The organism is Cytobacillus oceanisediminis (assembly GCF_007830235.1).
Classification (GTDB): domain Bacteria; phylum Bacillota; class Bacilli; order Bacillales; family Cytobacillaceae; genus Cytobacillus; species Cytobacillus oceanisediminis.
The window spans coordinates 312,431-326,474 of record NZ_VLKI01000004.1; the positions used below are offsets into that span (position 1 = coordinate 312,431).

14 protein-coding genes are annotated in these 14,044 nt (G+C 41.6%); 12 read left to right on the forward strand and 2 right to left on the reverse strand.

Annotation, left to right across the window (positions count from 1 at the left end; translation table 11 throughout):
• Positions 1-44: 44 nt before the first annotated feature.
• Both IQ19_RS10160 and mutY read left to right on the forward strand, forming a co-directional pair.
• Positions 45-356, forward strand: a complete 312-nt coding sequence (locus IQ19_RS10160; RefSeq protein WP_144542314.1) for a hypothetical protein — start codon at positions 45-47, stop codon at positions 354-356.
• Positions 357-410: 54 nt separating this feature from the next.
• Positions 411-1,502, forward strand: a complete 1,092-nt coding sequence (gene mutY / locus IQ19_RS10165; protein WP_415801804.1) for an A/G-specific adenine glycosylase — start codon at positions 411-413, stop codon at positions 1,500-1,502.
• Positions 1,503-1,540: 38 nt separating this feature from the next.
• On the opposite strand, the gene IQ19_RS10170 is transcribed toward mutY, so the two are convergent.
• The gene (locus IQ19_RS10170; protein ID WP_144542316.1) at positions 1,541-1,765 is read right to left on the reverse strand and encodes a hypothetical protein; all 225 of its coding nucleotides are present in this window, start codon (positions 1,763-1,765) and stop codon (positions 1,541-1,543) included.
• Positions 1,766-1,942: 177 nt separating this feature from the next.
• On the opposite strand from IQ19_RS10170, the gene fabL reads away from it, so the two are divergent.
• From fabL to nikC, 10 genes are all read left to right on the forward strand, one after another.
• The gene (fabL, locus tag IQ19_RS10175; protein ID WP_144542317.1) at positions 1,943-2,692 is read left to right on the forward strand and encodes an enoyl-[acyl-carrier-protein] reductase FabL; all 750 of its coding nucleotides are present in this window, start codon (positions 1,943-1,945) and stop codon (positions 2,690-2,692) included.
• A gap of 87 nt (positions 2,693-2,779) precedes the next feature.
• Positions 2,780-2,980, forward strand: coding sequence for a gamma-type small acid-soluble spore protein (locus IQ19_RS10180; RefSeq protein ID WP_144542318.1), 201 nt, complete (start codon positions 2,780-2,782; stop codon positions 2,978-2,980).
• 401 nt (positions 2,981-3,381) lie between these two features.
• Positions 3,382-3,633, forward strand: a complete 252-nt coding sequence (locus tag IQ19_RS10185) for a YgaB family protein (protein ID WP_144542319.1) — start codon at positions 3,382-3,384, stop codon at positions 3,631-3,633.
• Positions 3,634-3,957: 324 nt separating this feature from the next.
• Positions 3,958-4,488 (forward strand): nucleoside tri-diphosphate phosphatase, encoded by a 531-nt coding sequence (ntdP, locus tag IQ19_RS10190; RefSeq protein WP_026581721.1) that lies wholly within the window; start codon positions 3,958-3,960, stop codon positions 4,486-4,488.
• Between the two features lie 292 nt (positions 4,489-4,780).
• Complete coding sequence (locus IQ19_RS10195) at positions 4,781-6,529, forward strand: ABC transporter ATP-binding protein (protein ID WP_144542320.1); 1,749 nt, start codon at positions 4,781-4,783, stop codon at positions 6,527-6,529.
• 336 nt (positions 6,530-6,865) lie between these two features.
• The gene (locus IQ19_RS10200) at positions 6,866-7,882 is read left to right on the forward strand and encodes an ABC transporter ATP-binding protein (protein ID WP_144542321.1); all 1,017 of its coding nucleotides are present in this window, start codon (positions 6,866-6,868) and stop codon (positions 7,880-7,882) included.
• Complete coding sequence (locus tag IQ19_RS10205; RefSeq protein WP_144542322.1) at positions 7,857-8,831, forward strand: ABC transporter ATP-binding protein; 975 nt, start codon at positions 7,857-7,859, stop codon at positions 8,829-8,831. The genes IQ19_RS10200 and IQ19_RS10205 overlap by 26 nt, the downstream gene beginning before the upstream one ends.
• 80 nt (positions 8,832-8,911) lie before the next feature.
• Positions 8,912-10,522, forward strand: a complete 1,611-nt coding sequence (locus tag IQ19_RS10210) for an ABC transporter substrate-binding protein (protein ID WP_144542323.1) — start codon at positions 8,912-8,914, stop codon at positions 10,520-10,522.
• A gap of 158 nt (positions 10,523-10,680) precedes the next feature.
• The gene (locus IQ19_RS10215; protein ID WP_144542324.1) at positions 10,681-11,685 is read left to right on the forward strand and encodes an ABC transporter permease; all 1,005 of its coding nucleotides are present in this window, start codon (positions 10,681-10,683) and stop codon (positions 11,683-11,685) included.
• 88 nt (positions 11,686-11,773) lie between these two features.
• Positions 11,774-12,601 (forward strand): nickel transporter permease, encoded by an 828-nt coding sequence (gene nikC, locus IQ19_RS10220; protein WP_394137913.1) that lies wholly within the window; start codon positions 11,774-11,776, stop codon positions 12,599-12,601.
• 65 nt (positions 12,602-12,666) lie between these two features.
• Here nikC and IQ19_RS10225 read toward each other — a convergent pair whose 3' ends face one another.
• Positions 12,667-13,746, reverse strand: coding sequence for an FUSC family protein (locus IQ19_RS10225; RefSeq protein WP_144542326.1), 1,080 nt, complete (start codon positions 13,744-13,746; stop codon positions 12,667-12,669).
• Positions 13,747-14,044 lie beyond the last annotated feature (298 nt).

Here is a 14,044-nt window from a genome sequence, read left to right on the forward strand (position 1 = left end):
GTATTAACAGCTAATTATGGGTACCTTTAAAGGAGTTGCTTAAAATGAAACAAAATGTTCAAATGATTGTGCAATATGAAGTGAAAAACACATTATTTTCCCAGTATCAGGAAGTGATGTCTAATGTGATTAATAGGCTGCCTTATTATGATGCGGCAGAAATTAATATCTCTCACTATAATGCGGATTCATACAAGATTATTGAATCCTTTATACTTCCAACTGAGTCCCATTATTTTGCTTTGAAAAAACTTCGCAAATCCAAAAAGCACAATGTATTTGGCAGGTTGGATCCATTTATTTCTGGCGGATTGGCCAAAATGGATTGCTGGGCTTTAAAAAAGCAACTGTACTAATATATTCCCATATTTCCGATTGTTTAACATCAGGAGGAGCAAAAATTGAAAGAAATAAGCAAAAACAATATTGATTCAATTGATATAAAAGGTTTTCAGGATGATCTGTTATGCTGGTTTCAAGCAGAACAAAGGGATCTCCCATGGAGAAAGGACCAGGATCCCTATAAGGTTTGGGTTTCGGAAATCATGCTGCAGCAAACCAGAGTGGATACCGTCATTCCTTATTTTCATCGTTTTATTGAGCAGTTTCCTACGATAAAAGATCTATCTGAAGCAAAAGAAGAAAAGGTGTTAAAGGCCTGGGAAGGTTTGGGCTATTATTCAAGGGCAAGAAACCTGCAGGCGGCTGTCCGGGAAGTCCACGAAAAATATGGCGGAAAAGTTCCGGATACACCCAAAGAAATCTCCTCATTAAAAGGAGTGGGACCATATACAGCTGGAGCAATTTTAAGCATCGCTTACGGCATTCCCGAACCGGCCGTTGATGGCAATGTTATGCGTGTTCTTTCCCGTATTCTTTCCATCTGGGACGATATTGCAAAGCCTTCGACAAGAAAGGTTTTTGAAGCTGCGGTCCGAAAACTGATTTCACACGAAAATCCATCCCATTTCAATCAGGCGCTGATGGAGCTCGGGGCTTTAATCTGTACACCGACGTCACCTTCCTGCTTATTATGTCCTGTCCGGGAGCATTGTACCGCTTTTCATGAAGGGACACAGCTAGAGCTTCCTATAAAAACGAAAACAAAAAAGCAGCGTAATGTGCAATTGGCGGCGGCGGTTCTCGCAGACAATCAAGGAAGAATCCTCATTCATAAACGTCCGGAAAAAGGCCTCCTCGCAAATCTGTGGGAGTTTCCGATGGTAGAGATTAATCTTGCTTATGTAAGTGAAAAAGAGCAAATGAAGGATGCATTCCACACGGAATATGGTGCAAAAATCGAAATTGATGAAATGACAGGCCAAATCGAGCATGTTTTTTCCCATTTAACGTGGAATATCAATGTTTACAAAGGGAAAATTATTTCGGTTGTAAAGGAAGAAGCCGATTTAAAATTGGTTACCCTTGAAGAAATCAAAGAATTCCCTTTTCCGGTTTCCCACCAGAAGATGTTCAAGCAATTTTTGGACAGTAAAGTATAGAAAAAAAGGGGGGTATCCCCCTCTTTAAAGGTTATCGCTTAATCGTAGCTTACACGCGTTCCATGGGTATAATCGGCTTCCTGTCTTTTTAACCCGCCCCGACTCTCAATTTCTTCAATTATTTCCCTATGGATGGTTTGTCCCTCGGCATTTAAATAGGGCATAATTTGCTGAAATGAATGATGATAAAAAGCAAGTTCACTGTCCTTCCAGTCAGTTTTTGGCATCATGGAAAGCTCGGTCATATCACGGCCAACATACATTTGCTATCTTCCTTTCATCTCGATTTAATTACTGATAGTGTTTTAATCCGAATTGCCATCTATACATGGAAAAAGCTAAAATGATAAGCGAAACAGGGAATTTATTTTTAGATTTCCGGGATAGCGATCCTTAAACTAATTTTGAAAAAGGAATTCATAAAAGAAAGGAAATGAATCATGACACAAAAAGTAGCGCTTATAACAGGAAGCAGCAGAGGGATTGGAAAGGCCACAGCCATTAGGCTTGCAAAAGAAGGCTATGATATTGTCATCAATTATGCACGCAGCAAATCAGCCGCCAATGAGACAGCTGCCGAAATTGAGGCACTGGGAAGAAAGGTGCTGGTAGTAAAAGCAAATGTTGGCGACGTGGAAAAAATTAAAGGGCTTTTTCAGGAAATTGACCGTGAATTTGGAAGGCTGGACGTTTTTGTGAATAACGCAGCTTCAGGTGTTTTGCGTCCGGCGATGGAATTGGAAGAATCCCATTGGGATTGGACCATGAACATTAACAGCAAAGCTTTATTATTCTGTGCGCAGGAAGCAGCAAAGCTAATGGAGAAAAACGAAGGCGGAAGAATAGTAAGCATCAGCTCTCTGGGATCTATCCGCTATCTGGAAAATTACACCACAGTCGGTGTTTCTAAAGCAGCTTTAGAAGCACTCACACGCTATTTGGCAGTTGAATTGGCACCTAAAAATATAATTGTAAACGCTGTTTCAGGTGGTGCGGTCGATACAGAAGCATTAAAGCATTTTCCTAATCGTGCTGAGCTTCTGGAAGAAGCAAAAACCAAGACGCCTGCAGGGCGCATGGTAGAAATTGAAGATATGGTAAATACGGTAATGTTTCTAATTGGAAAAGAATCAAGCATGATCCGCGGCCAGACTATTATTGTGGATGGCGGCATTTCGCTGCTCGTGTAGAACAGCTATTGGATATTTTTGGTTATAAAAAAGGTAGGATAGTTTCCTCCCCACCGGGTTAAATTAATGAGCGTGGAGGTGATTATAATGGCTAAACAACCAAACCAAACTCAAGCTGGAACTAACGTTCAAGAAGTGAGACAACAAAACGCTCAATCTGCTGGCCAAGCTGGCCAAGGTCAATTCGGCACTGAATTTGCCAGTGAAACTAACGCTGCAGAAGTAAGACAGCAAAACCAGCAAGCTGAAGCTAAAAAGGGCCAAAACGCTGGCCGTCAAAGCCGCTAATTAAATTTAGCTGTACTTAATTGAAACCGTCCTTCATTCGGAAAGGGCGGTTTCTTTTTTTGTGGAGACTATGTTAAAAGCTCATTGTTTATTTTGGCACTATGTTGATTGGAGCGGAAGGCGCGAGTCAAAGGGAGACCCCGCAGGCGCGCATGCGCCAAGGACGCTCCCGGGCCGCCCGCGGAAAGCGAGCGCTGGAGCTGATCAACAGACAAATTTACAGAGTTTTTGTGGAAACAGTTTTATTTTCCACTTAAGAAGGAAACAACTTATATTGGAATTGACCAAGAAAAAAGGAATCGACAAAACTTCCATAAAGTCAACATAAGTAGTCAAAGGGTTGGAAGAAGGGGCATCGAATAATACATACTAGGAAAAATAAATGGGACGGTGAAACGATCATGGAAAACTTTAACAGTCTGGTGTCAGAGCAAATGAAAACGATGGAAAAGCTTCTTTATCTGCAAAGTGAATTGGAACGCTGCCAGGAGATTGAGGAAGAACTTAAAGCTATCCAGCAGGAAACGGAACTGGAAAGTGTCCAGTACGAAATTGCAAGGATGAAATCTGAGCTGAAAGAGATTCACCGTGTTTTTGAGGAACAGACAGAAGAGGTTATCCGCTCCTACCAGGAAGTGAATGTAACCGTTTAAAATGACTTATCTCTAAATACTGTTTGATTCTAAATCAGCTTAAAAACATAAACAATTAAAGGATTTTAAAAGGTTAAAATCAGCTATTATATCCTTTTTTGGCAGCCGTTGATACAATTCAATGGCTCTTTTGTTTTAAAATTTTCCTTTTACCGTTATAATAGTAGAAAACAGGAATCGTACTTTGTTGCCTTTTGTCTATTAATAGTATTGAGCTCATGCTGCAAAGCGTAAAGCTTCAGCATGGAGGAGAGGGCGCTTAAAAAAGCGCCGAAAATTTTTTACAGGTTGCAAAGCTTCCGGAATAGGAAAGTAGGGGAAAAAATGGCGGTACCCATAGAAGGCGAACCAATGCAAATTCACAGCTATAAACATAATGGGCATATCCACCGCGTCTGGGAGGAAACAACCGTATTAAAAGGGACACAAAATTTAGTGATTGGCGGTAATGACCGGACGATTGTAACAGAATCTGACGGAAGAACATGGGTTACAAGAGAGCCGGCCATTTGTTATTTTCATTCCCAGCACTGGTTTAATGTGATTGGAATGATTCGGGAGGACGGAGTATATTACTACTGCAACATTAGCTCGCCATTTATTTTTGACGGAGAAGCGTTAAAGTATATTGACTATGATCTGGATATTAAAGTATTTCCGGATATGACGTTTAATCTATTGGATGAAGATGAGTATGAACGGCACCGTCAGGAAATGAATTATCCCGATGTAATTGACAGCATCTTAAAATCCAATGTGGACAATCTCATCCATTGGATCCGCCAGAGAAAGGGCCCTTTTGCACCGGACTTTATTGATATATGGTATGAACGATACTTAACTTACAGACGCTAAAAAAGTGGTATAAATGCCAAAATAACGCCTGTTGAACCTTCGAGTCAGCAGGTTTTTATTTTTGGCCTTATTTTTGCATGTTTGCTGAGATTAGGGGTAATTTTAAGAAAATAACTGTCCTTTTAAGGAGAAAACAGCCTTTTAAACCAGCAAGTTCTTACTTTTACCGGGAAGCATGTACCGGCAATAACCAATTTGGTCCATTTATTAACGGGAAAAAGGATATTTCAACGAAATCACCTTTTTTATCAACGAAAATATAGAGCTGTATTAGAGAGGGGGAGCGAGCCGGTTGGATAGTATAAAAAGATATTTAAATTTTGTAAAGCCGTATCGCCTTCAGATTATCGGAACAATCATAATTGGCATTATCAAGTTTGCCATTCCGCTATTGATTCCGCTTCTGATCAAATATGTCATTGATGATATTATTGGCAATGAGGCATTAAGCCAAAGTGATAAAACAAACACACTCTTAATCGTAATGGGCATTATGATCGCGGTGTTTGCCATTGCACGTCCGCCGATTGAGTATTACCGGCAATATTTTGCCCAGTGGGTGGCAAGTAAAATTTTATTTGATATCCGTGATAAGCTATATACCCATATTCAAAAGCTAAGCTTTAGGTTTTACGCAAATAACCGGACTGGGGAAGTTATCTCAAGGGTTATTAATGATGTGGAGCAGACCAAAACCTTTGTTGTAACCGGATTAATGAATCTTTGGCTTGATGTGGCGACCATTTTAATTGCTGTTGTGATCATGCTGAATATGGATGTTACTTTGACAATTGTGTCGCTGCTTTTATTTCCGTTTTATGCTTTTTCGGTTAAATACTTTTTCGGGAATCTCAGAAAGCTGACGAGAGCCCGCTCGCAGGCTCTGGCGGAAGTTCAGGGATATTTGCATGAACGGGTCCAAGGGATGGCTGTAGTGAAAAGCTTTGCCATTGAAGATTATGAACAAACCCAATTTGATACGCAAAATAAAAACTTCCTGACGAAAGCAATTGACCATACAAAATGGAATGCAAAGGCGTTTGCTGTGGTTAATACAATTACAGATATTTCACCGCTTCTTGTCATTGGGTATTCAGGCTATCAGGTGATCCAGGGCGATATCTCACTCGGTGTGATGATGGCCTTTATTGCCTATATAGACAGATTGTACAGCCCGCTCAGAAGGCTTGTAAATTCATCGACAACTTTAACCCAATCGATTGCCTCCATGGACCGGGTTTTCGAATTGATAGATGAGGAATACGATATAGATGACTCACCTGATGCAATTGAATGCCGGGATGTGAAGGGCCATATCCAGTTTGAAAAAGTAAGCTTCTCATACAATGAGAATGAAGCTTCTGTATTAAAAGACATATCCCTTGATGTGAAAGCAGGGGAAACGGTTGCGCTAGTAGGGATGAGCGGCGGCGGAAAGTCTTCATTGGTGGGCCTGATCCCGCGCTTTTATGATGTTACCGAAGGAAGAGTCCTGCTTGATGGCACCGATATCCGTTCCTTTAAAGTCCGCAGTCTGCGCGATAAAATCGGCATGGTGCTCCAGGATAATATTTTGTTTAGTGAATCAGTAAAAACTAATATCCTTCTGGGGAAGCCGGAAGCAACAGATGAAGAAGTGATCGAAGCTGCCAAGGCTGCCAACGCACATGAATTTATTATGAACTTGCCTGATGGGTATGAAACAAAGGTTGGCGAACGAGGTGTCAAACTATCGGGGGGGCAGAAACAGCGGATTGCCATTGCAAGAATCTTTTTAAAGAATCCGCCCATCCTTGTTTTGGATGAAGCAACTTCTGCTTTAGACCTTGAGAGTGAACATCTCATACAGGAAGCCTTGGAAAAATTGGCAAAGGATCGCACGACGTTTATCGTGGCACATCGTCTTTCCACGATCACTCATGCTGATCGAATTATCCTAATAGAGCATGGAGAAATTTCGGAAGCAGGAAGCCATGAAGAATTAATGAAAAAACAAGGAAATTATTATAAGCTATTTCAAGTTCAGCAGCTTGAACATTAGGACTATAAGCCGGCTCTAAAGAGGGTCGGCTTTCGTGTGCTTTTTTATGGTAGTGCTTTAAATTGCTATAGTGTAACAATATTTAAGTGAAAAAAACAGTCATTAATATACATCCTTTTCATACATATTATTAGAAAACTATTATTTTTATAGGTAGAATGACACAAAATCTTGTCGGAAAATATATAATGTTTACTATATTTAAATAATTTAGAAAAATGAGTAGACTTAAACTATCTTTTTTTATAGAATGAGAAAAAGATAGTGACCTAAGGTCCAAAATTGTTAAAAATGTCCTAATTCATAGAAAAGGATGATTAAGAAAGGAGTATCCGTGTGACTCAAGCTCCAGTTTTAGATGTAAAGCAGCTTAGGACTTCCTTTTTCTCTTCGGATGGTGAAGTACCGGCCGTGGATGATATAAGCTTCTCCGTTAATAAAGGAGAGGTCCTTGGAATAGTCGGGGAATCCGGCTGCGGTAAGAGTGTTACTTCCCTATCCATAATGAAGCTGATTCCACAGCCGCCAGGAAAAATTGTTGGAGGAGAAATTCTTTTGGACGGCGAAAATCTGGTGAACGCTTCAGAAAAAAGAATGCGTGAAATAAGAGGCAATGAAGTGGCGATGATTTTTCAGGAGCCGATGACTTCATTGAATCCTTTATTCACGATTGGCGACCAGCTGATAGAAGGCATCAAAATACATAAAAAAGTAAACAAGAAGGCTGCGGCCCAGCAGGCAGTTGAAATGCTGAAGCTTGTCGGACTGCCGAGAGCTGAGCAAATTATGAAGGAATATCCTCATCAGCTATCCGGAGGGATGAGGCAGAGGGTTATGATTGCCATGGCGTTGTCTTGCCATCCGCGCCTCCTGATTGCCGATGAGCCGACAACCGCTTTGGACGTGACAATACAGGCTCAAATCCTTTCCCTGATGAAGGACCTTAACGAGAAATTAGATACAGCAATTATTATGATCACCCATGATTTAGGCGTGGTCGCTGAAGTCTGCGAGCGGGTCATCGTGATGTATGCTGGAAAAATTGTCGAAGAAGCGCGGGTAGAAGAGATTTTTAAGAATCCGAAGCATCCTTATACGCAGGGGCTGCTTCAATCTGTACCGGATGTCCGGGAAAAGAAAGAACGTCTTTATTCCATCCCGGGAAATGTGCCAAAGCCGGGGTCAATCAAGACAGGCTGCCGATTTGCAGCACGCTGTGAGTTTGTCCATGACCGCTGCATGGCTGAAAGTCCTCCGCTTTACAATGTTGAAGAAGCAGAACAGCACACTGTACGCTGTTTTCTGCACGAGTCAGGAGGTGTAGTGAATGACCGAAGTGCTGTTGGAAGTTAATCAATTAAAAAAGTACTTTCCGGTTACAGGCGGACTTTTTGGAAGAAAAACAGGTGATGTTAAAGCAGTTGACGACATCAGTTTCTTTGTCAATAAAGGAGAAACGCTTGGTCTCGTCGGAGAATCGGGATGCGGCAAATCCACAACAGGAAGAATGCTAATGCGCCTGATTGAACCAACGGATGGAAACGTGGTTTTCGAAGGCAAAGACCTGACAAGCTTAAGCTCCGGGGAAATGCGCAAAATGAGAAAGGAAATGCAGATGGTGTTCCAGGATCCATTTGCTTCTCTGAATCCCCGCCATACTGTTGAACAGATTTTGGAGGAGCCGCTTATCGTCCATGGCATTGGCGATAAAGAGGAGCGAAAGCGAAGGGTAAGGGAGATGCTAGAGGTTGTTGGTCTCAGCAGCTACCATGCAAAGCGTTATCCTCACCAGTTCAGCGGCGGCCAGAGGCAGAGAATCGGAATTGCACGAGCACTTATGACAAAGCCGAAGCTGATCATTGCTGATGAACCAGTTTCAGCTCTCGATGTATCGATTCAATCACAGGTATTAAACCTGCTTGAAGATTTGCAAAAGGAGTTTCAGCTTACTTATATATTCATTGCCCATGATCTAGGGGTGGTTAAACATATCAGTGATAGAGTTGGAGTTATGTATCTTGGAAGGCTGGTAGAAATCACAACATCCGACCAGCTTTATGACAAACCGCTGCATCCATATACGCGAGCTTTGCTTGGTGCAGTTCCAATTCCTGATCCGACTTTAAAGAAAGACAGGGAGCTTTTAACCGGCGATATTCCAAGCCCGCAGAATCCTCCGGCTGGATGCGCGTTCCACACGAGATGCAAAGAATGCATGGATATTTGTAAAACTGACAGACCTCAATTAGAGGAAATTGAACCTGGTCACTTTGCAGCCTGCCATTTGTACAGTTCTCGATGAGCTGGCAAAATGGCTCACTGCATGGATGATAAATATGTAAAGACGCCTGTAAAACAGGCAAAAGAAAAAGGGGGAAAACAATGAAAAAGCGCAATGGTATTTGGTTCCTTATTGTAGCCATGCTTCTGTCACTGGCACTTGCCGGCTGCAGCAGCAACTCAAGCAGCGGAACGAAGGAAGAAGAGGATAATGAGAAAGGAACAGATACAGAAGAAACAACTTCAGGAGGTACGCTTGTTTTTGGACGCGGCGGTGATTCCACTTCACTTGACCCGGCTATTACAACAGAAGGTGAATCTTTTAAAGTAACTAAAAATATCTATGAAACACTTATTAACTTTGGTGAGCAGGATACAGAAATTGAAGCAGGCCTTGCTACTGAATGGGAAACAAGCGAAGATGGCCTAAAGCACACATTAAAGCTTCGCGAAGGTGTTAAATTCCATGATGGAACAGATTTCAATGCTGAAGCGGTTGTCTTTAACTTTGAAAGATGGAAAGCAGGAAGCGCTGAGCAATTCTACTATTATAACTCCCAATTCGGAGACAAAATCTCTGAAGTTAAAGCAGTTGATGATTATACAGTAGAGTTTACTTTAAACAAGCCGATTGCTCCATTCCTAAAGAACCTGGCTATGTCTCCATTCGGAATTGCCAGCCCGGCTGCTGTTGAAAAGCACGGTGATAAGTTCCTTCAAAATCCAGTTGGAACTGGTCCATTCAAATTCCAGGAATTGAAGCCAAATGACCGCATCACTCTTGTGAAAAATGAAGATTACTGGCAAGAAGGCTTACCTAAGTTAGATCAAGTCATCTTCCGAGTTATTCCTGAAAACTCTGCACGTTTGAATGCATTGGCAACAGGCGAGGTTGACCTGATTGATGGCGTTAACTTCAGTGATGTAGGACAAATTGAAGGAAATCCTGATTTACAGGTGTTTGAGCGCCCAACACTAAACGTTGCTTATCTTGGATTAACAAGCACTCGTGGACCATTGAAAGAAAAGCTGGTACGCCAGGCACTGAACTATGCAGTTGATAAGCAAGCATTAATCGATGCTTTCTATGCAGGCGCAGCTGAACCTGCGAAGAACCCAATGCCTCCGGTCGTAGCAGGATATAACGATGATGTTCAAGATTATGAATATAACCCTGAAAAGGCGAAAGAACTATTAAAAGAAGCAGGATATGAAGACGGGTTTGAAATGGAACTATGGGCTATGCCTGTTCCAAGACCATACATGCCAGATGGACAAAAAGTGGCAGAAGCTCTTCAAGCCAACTTTGATGCGATCGGTGTAAAAGCTAAAATTGTTTCCTACGAGTGGGGTACTTACCTGGATAAAGCTAAGAATGGTGAAGCAGATACATTCTTGCTTGGCTGGACAGGCGACAACGGAGATGCGGATAACTTCTTATACGTACTTCTCGACCAGGACAGCATTGGATCCAATAACTACTCTTACTACCAAAACCCTGAAGTGCATGACTTATTGGTGAAAGCACAAGCAAGTGCAGACCAGGCAGAGCGAGAAGAACTATACAAACAAGCTCAGCTTCTCATTAAAGAAGATGCTCCTTGGATTCCGCTTGTTCACTCAAGACCAATCCTTGCGGGTAAAGCAGATATAACAGGATTCAAGCCGCATCCAACAGGTTCTGATTTATTATCAACTGTTGAATTTAAATAAGATTATAGGCTGAAGAGATATGCGGACTTTCAGCTAAGACAATGAAAATTGCAAGAGAGTCATACTTCTTATAATCCAGGGAAAGGGGAGTACAGTTTTGTATCTCCCTTTTCTATTCCAAAATATTGTACCAACCTTCAAGAGAGGTGAAAATGTAAATGATGTCCTATACGATCAAACGAATTTTTTCACTTATACCGGTATTACTGGGACTTTCCCTAATCGTCTTTTTTATGATTCGGGCAATTCCGGGAGATCCGGCACAGATTATTCTGGGGCAATTGGCAACAAAAGAGGCTGTGGAGGCATTAACGAAGCAGCTGGGGCTGGATCAGCCGTGGTACCTTCAATATTTTACATATCTTAGCGGACTTTTGACTGGTGATCTTGGAGAATCAATTAGAACAAAATCTGAGATTAGCCAGGAAATTTGGCCATATTTAGCTGCCACTATGGAGCTGACATTTGTAGCGATGTTAATTGCGGTTTTTATAGGTGTAAATGCAGGAATTATCAGTGCCTGGTACCAAAACTCATGGTTTGATTATGTTGCCATGGTGCTTGCACTTATTGGCGTATCCATGCCGATCTTCTGGCTTGGCTTAATGGAGCAATGGGCGTTTGCCATAAAGCTGGATTGGCTGCCTACCTCGGGCAGGGAAGAGGTAAGAAACCCGATTACGGCCATTACACATATTTACATGATTGATACCCTTCTGCAAGGGAGGATAGATCAATTCTGGGATGTCGTCAAGCATTTGATTTTGCCTGCATTTGCATTAGCCACCATACCTATGGCTATTATTGCGAGAATTACGCGTTCGACAATGCTTGAGGTTATGAGATCCGATTTTATCAGAACTGCAAGGGCAAAAGGCTTAAGAATGTTCTGGGTTGTTTATAAACATTCATTAAAAAATGCAATTATTCCCGTTCTAACGATAATCGGCCTGCAAATGGGCTTATTGCTGGGGGGAGCGATATTGACCGAAACGATTTTCAGCTGGCCTGGAATCGGCCGTTATATTTATGAAGCCATTAACTACCGGGATTATCCTGTTATTCAATCAGGAATTCTTGTTATCGCTTTTATCTTTGTCATGATCAATTTAGTGGTGGACTTGCTGTATGCAGCAATAGATCCGCGCATTAAATATAACTAGGGAGGGGGAGATAAGCTTGGAACTTTCAACTCAAAAAGATATTCAGCCGCCGATTTTGCCAGCTGATGAAAAAGTGGTTTCCCCCTGGATGGAAGCATGGAGAAGTTTTAGAAAAAATAAATTGGCTTTGATTGGGTCAATCATCGTCCTATTCTTTATTCTTCTGGCTGTTTTTGCGCCGGTTATCGCACCGCAGGGGATAAATGAACAAATGCTATCCAAAAGGCTGCAAGCCCCATCTAGCGAGCATTGGTTTGGGACTGATGACTTTGGAAGGGATATTTTCTCAAGGGTTATTTATGGAGCGAGAATCTCTTTATGGGTCGGATTCCTTGCAGTAATGGGATCCATTGTTGTAGGCTGCCTTCTGGGTGTAGTCGCAGGCTACTACGGTAAATGGGTTGATGCGATTATTTCACGTGTTTTTGATATTATGCTTGCTTTTCCTAGTATTTTGCTTGCAATCGCGATTGTAGCTGTTTTGGGACCTTCATTGCGAAATGCCCTGATTGCGATCGCGGTCATTAATATTCCTAACTTCGGAAGGCTCATCCGCTCGCGGGTGCTTAGTGTAAAACAGGAAGAGTATATTATGGCTGCCAAAGCAGTTGGAATGAGCAATAGCCGTATTCTCTTCAAGCATGTGCTGCCGAATAGTATGGCGCCGATCATTGTGCAGGGAACCCTTGCTATTGCGACTGCCATTATTGAAGCAGCTGCATTAGGATTCCTGGGACTCGGTGCTGAGGCTCCGAACCCTGAGTGGGGAAAAATGCTGGCTGATGCAAAAGCATATCTCGTACAGGCTCCATGGACGATGATTTTCCCAGGGCTGGCGATTATGCTTACTGTTCTCGGGTTTAACTTAATGGGTGACGGGTTAAGAGATGCTCTCGATCCGCGAATGAAGAATTAATTAAAAAAGCAGCTGAGACCCAGCTGCTTTTTTCTTGCCCTTGCTCCAGATGCATGGGGCTATTCTTATTCAAAATTCTCCTGTATAGTAACCTCATTTTCGTCCTTGTGATAAGCCTGAAAACTTGTTATTAGCTTATCGAGATGCTCTACATGCTCATCGTAATCCACAATAGCAGAGATGATTTGCATAGTATGAGGGAGTATTGATTCATCTTCAAGGTTGAGCTCCTTTTGCTGTGACAGAAAAAGGTTTACAAGTTCTTTTCTACTTAAGTTGAAGTCCCCTTCTTCAAATACCACATTCGGTCGGACTTTCCCGATAAACTTAAGCATTACATGCTCATGGTAGTGAATCAGAATATCCAGCTGCTGCTGAACTGCATGCTGAAAGTTTTCAGGCATTTGCTGCAAGTCATTTTCAAAGCGATGCAATTTCTTTAAGGTCTCAAGTGAACGCTTTACGGTTGAGATCATCTGTCTGTATATCACAAGCTTTCGTGACTTAACCAAATCATTTCTCTTAAAATAATTCCGTTCTTCTTTGTACATTAAATACAATTGTTCAAGCTTTACATTGCTTTCTTTCATTTTGTCGATATCATTTTTCAGGAGTTTGTGCTCAGAGGCGTGCCTGATGTTAAGCCTGATCCATTTCGTAATCTCTTCTGTGTTATGTGAAATCCTATTGTAAAGCTTGTTTTCGTATTTAGGAGGCAAAAACACCAGATTAACAATAAATGCAGACAATACCCCAAGCATGATAGTGGAAAAGCGAATAAGTGCAAACTGCAAAAAGGTGTCTCCTGGTGTTTCCATAATAGCAATCAGGGTTACCAGTGATAAACCAATCGTATTTTCAATTTTCAGTTTCAGATTAATCGTGATAACCATAATGGCTGCAAGCCCGATAATAAAGACATCATTTCCAAACAAAAGCACGAAAATAACTGCAATTAATGCGCCAATGGCATTCCCTTGGATCTGCTCAATAATGGAAAGATAAGATCTGTAAATGGTCGGCTGAACGGCGAAAATAGCCGCAATCCCTGCAAAGATAGGGGAGGGAAGGTTAAACACTTCCGATAAAAATAAAGATAATATAATTGCGATTCCCGTCTTAAGTATGCGGGCGCCAAGCTTCATACAATATATGTCCTTTCCTCCAGAAGCATTCTTCTGGTTGATTAATAGTCTCACCGATTGGTCCGTTTAAAGTGCTAATTATACATACTTTAAACGATTTTGCTCATTATTAAACAATATTGTACTATACAGGGATATGGAAAGAAGTTCAAGGGGCATTTTAATGAAATTTTATTAAGAAAAAGTAAAAGGGGTATTTACTTTTGATAGCTTAAATGCACATTTTTTGGACTTATAGTGTGGATTAATTCCGAAAACGGAGAAAAGTATCCATGAAGTGGCCTAAAGCGGAGGAATA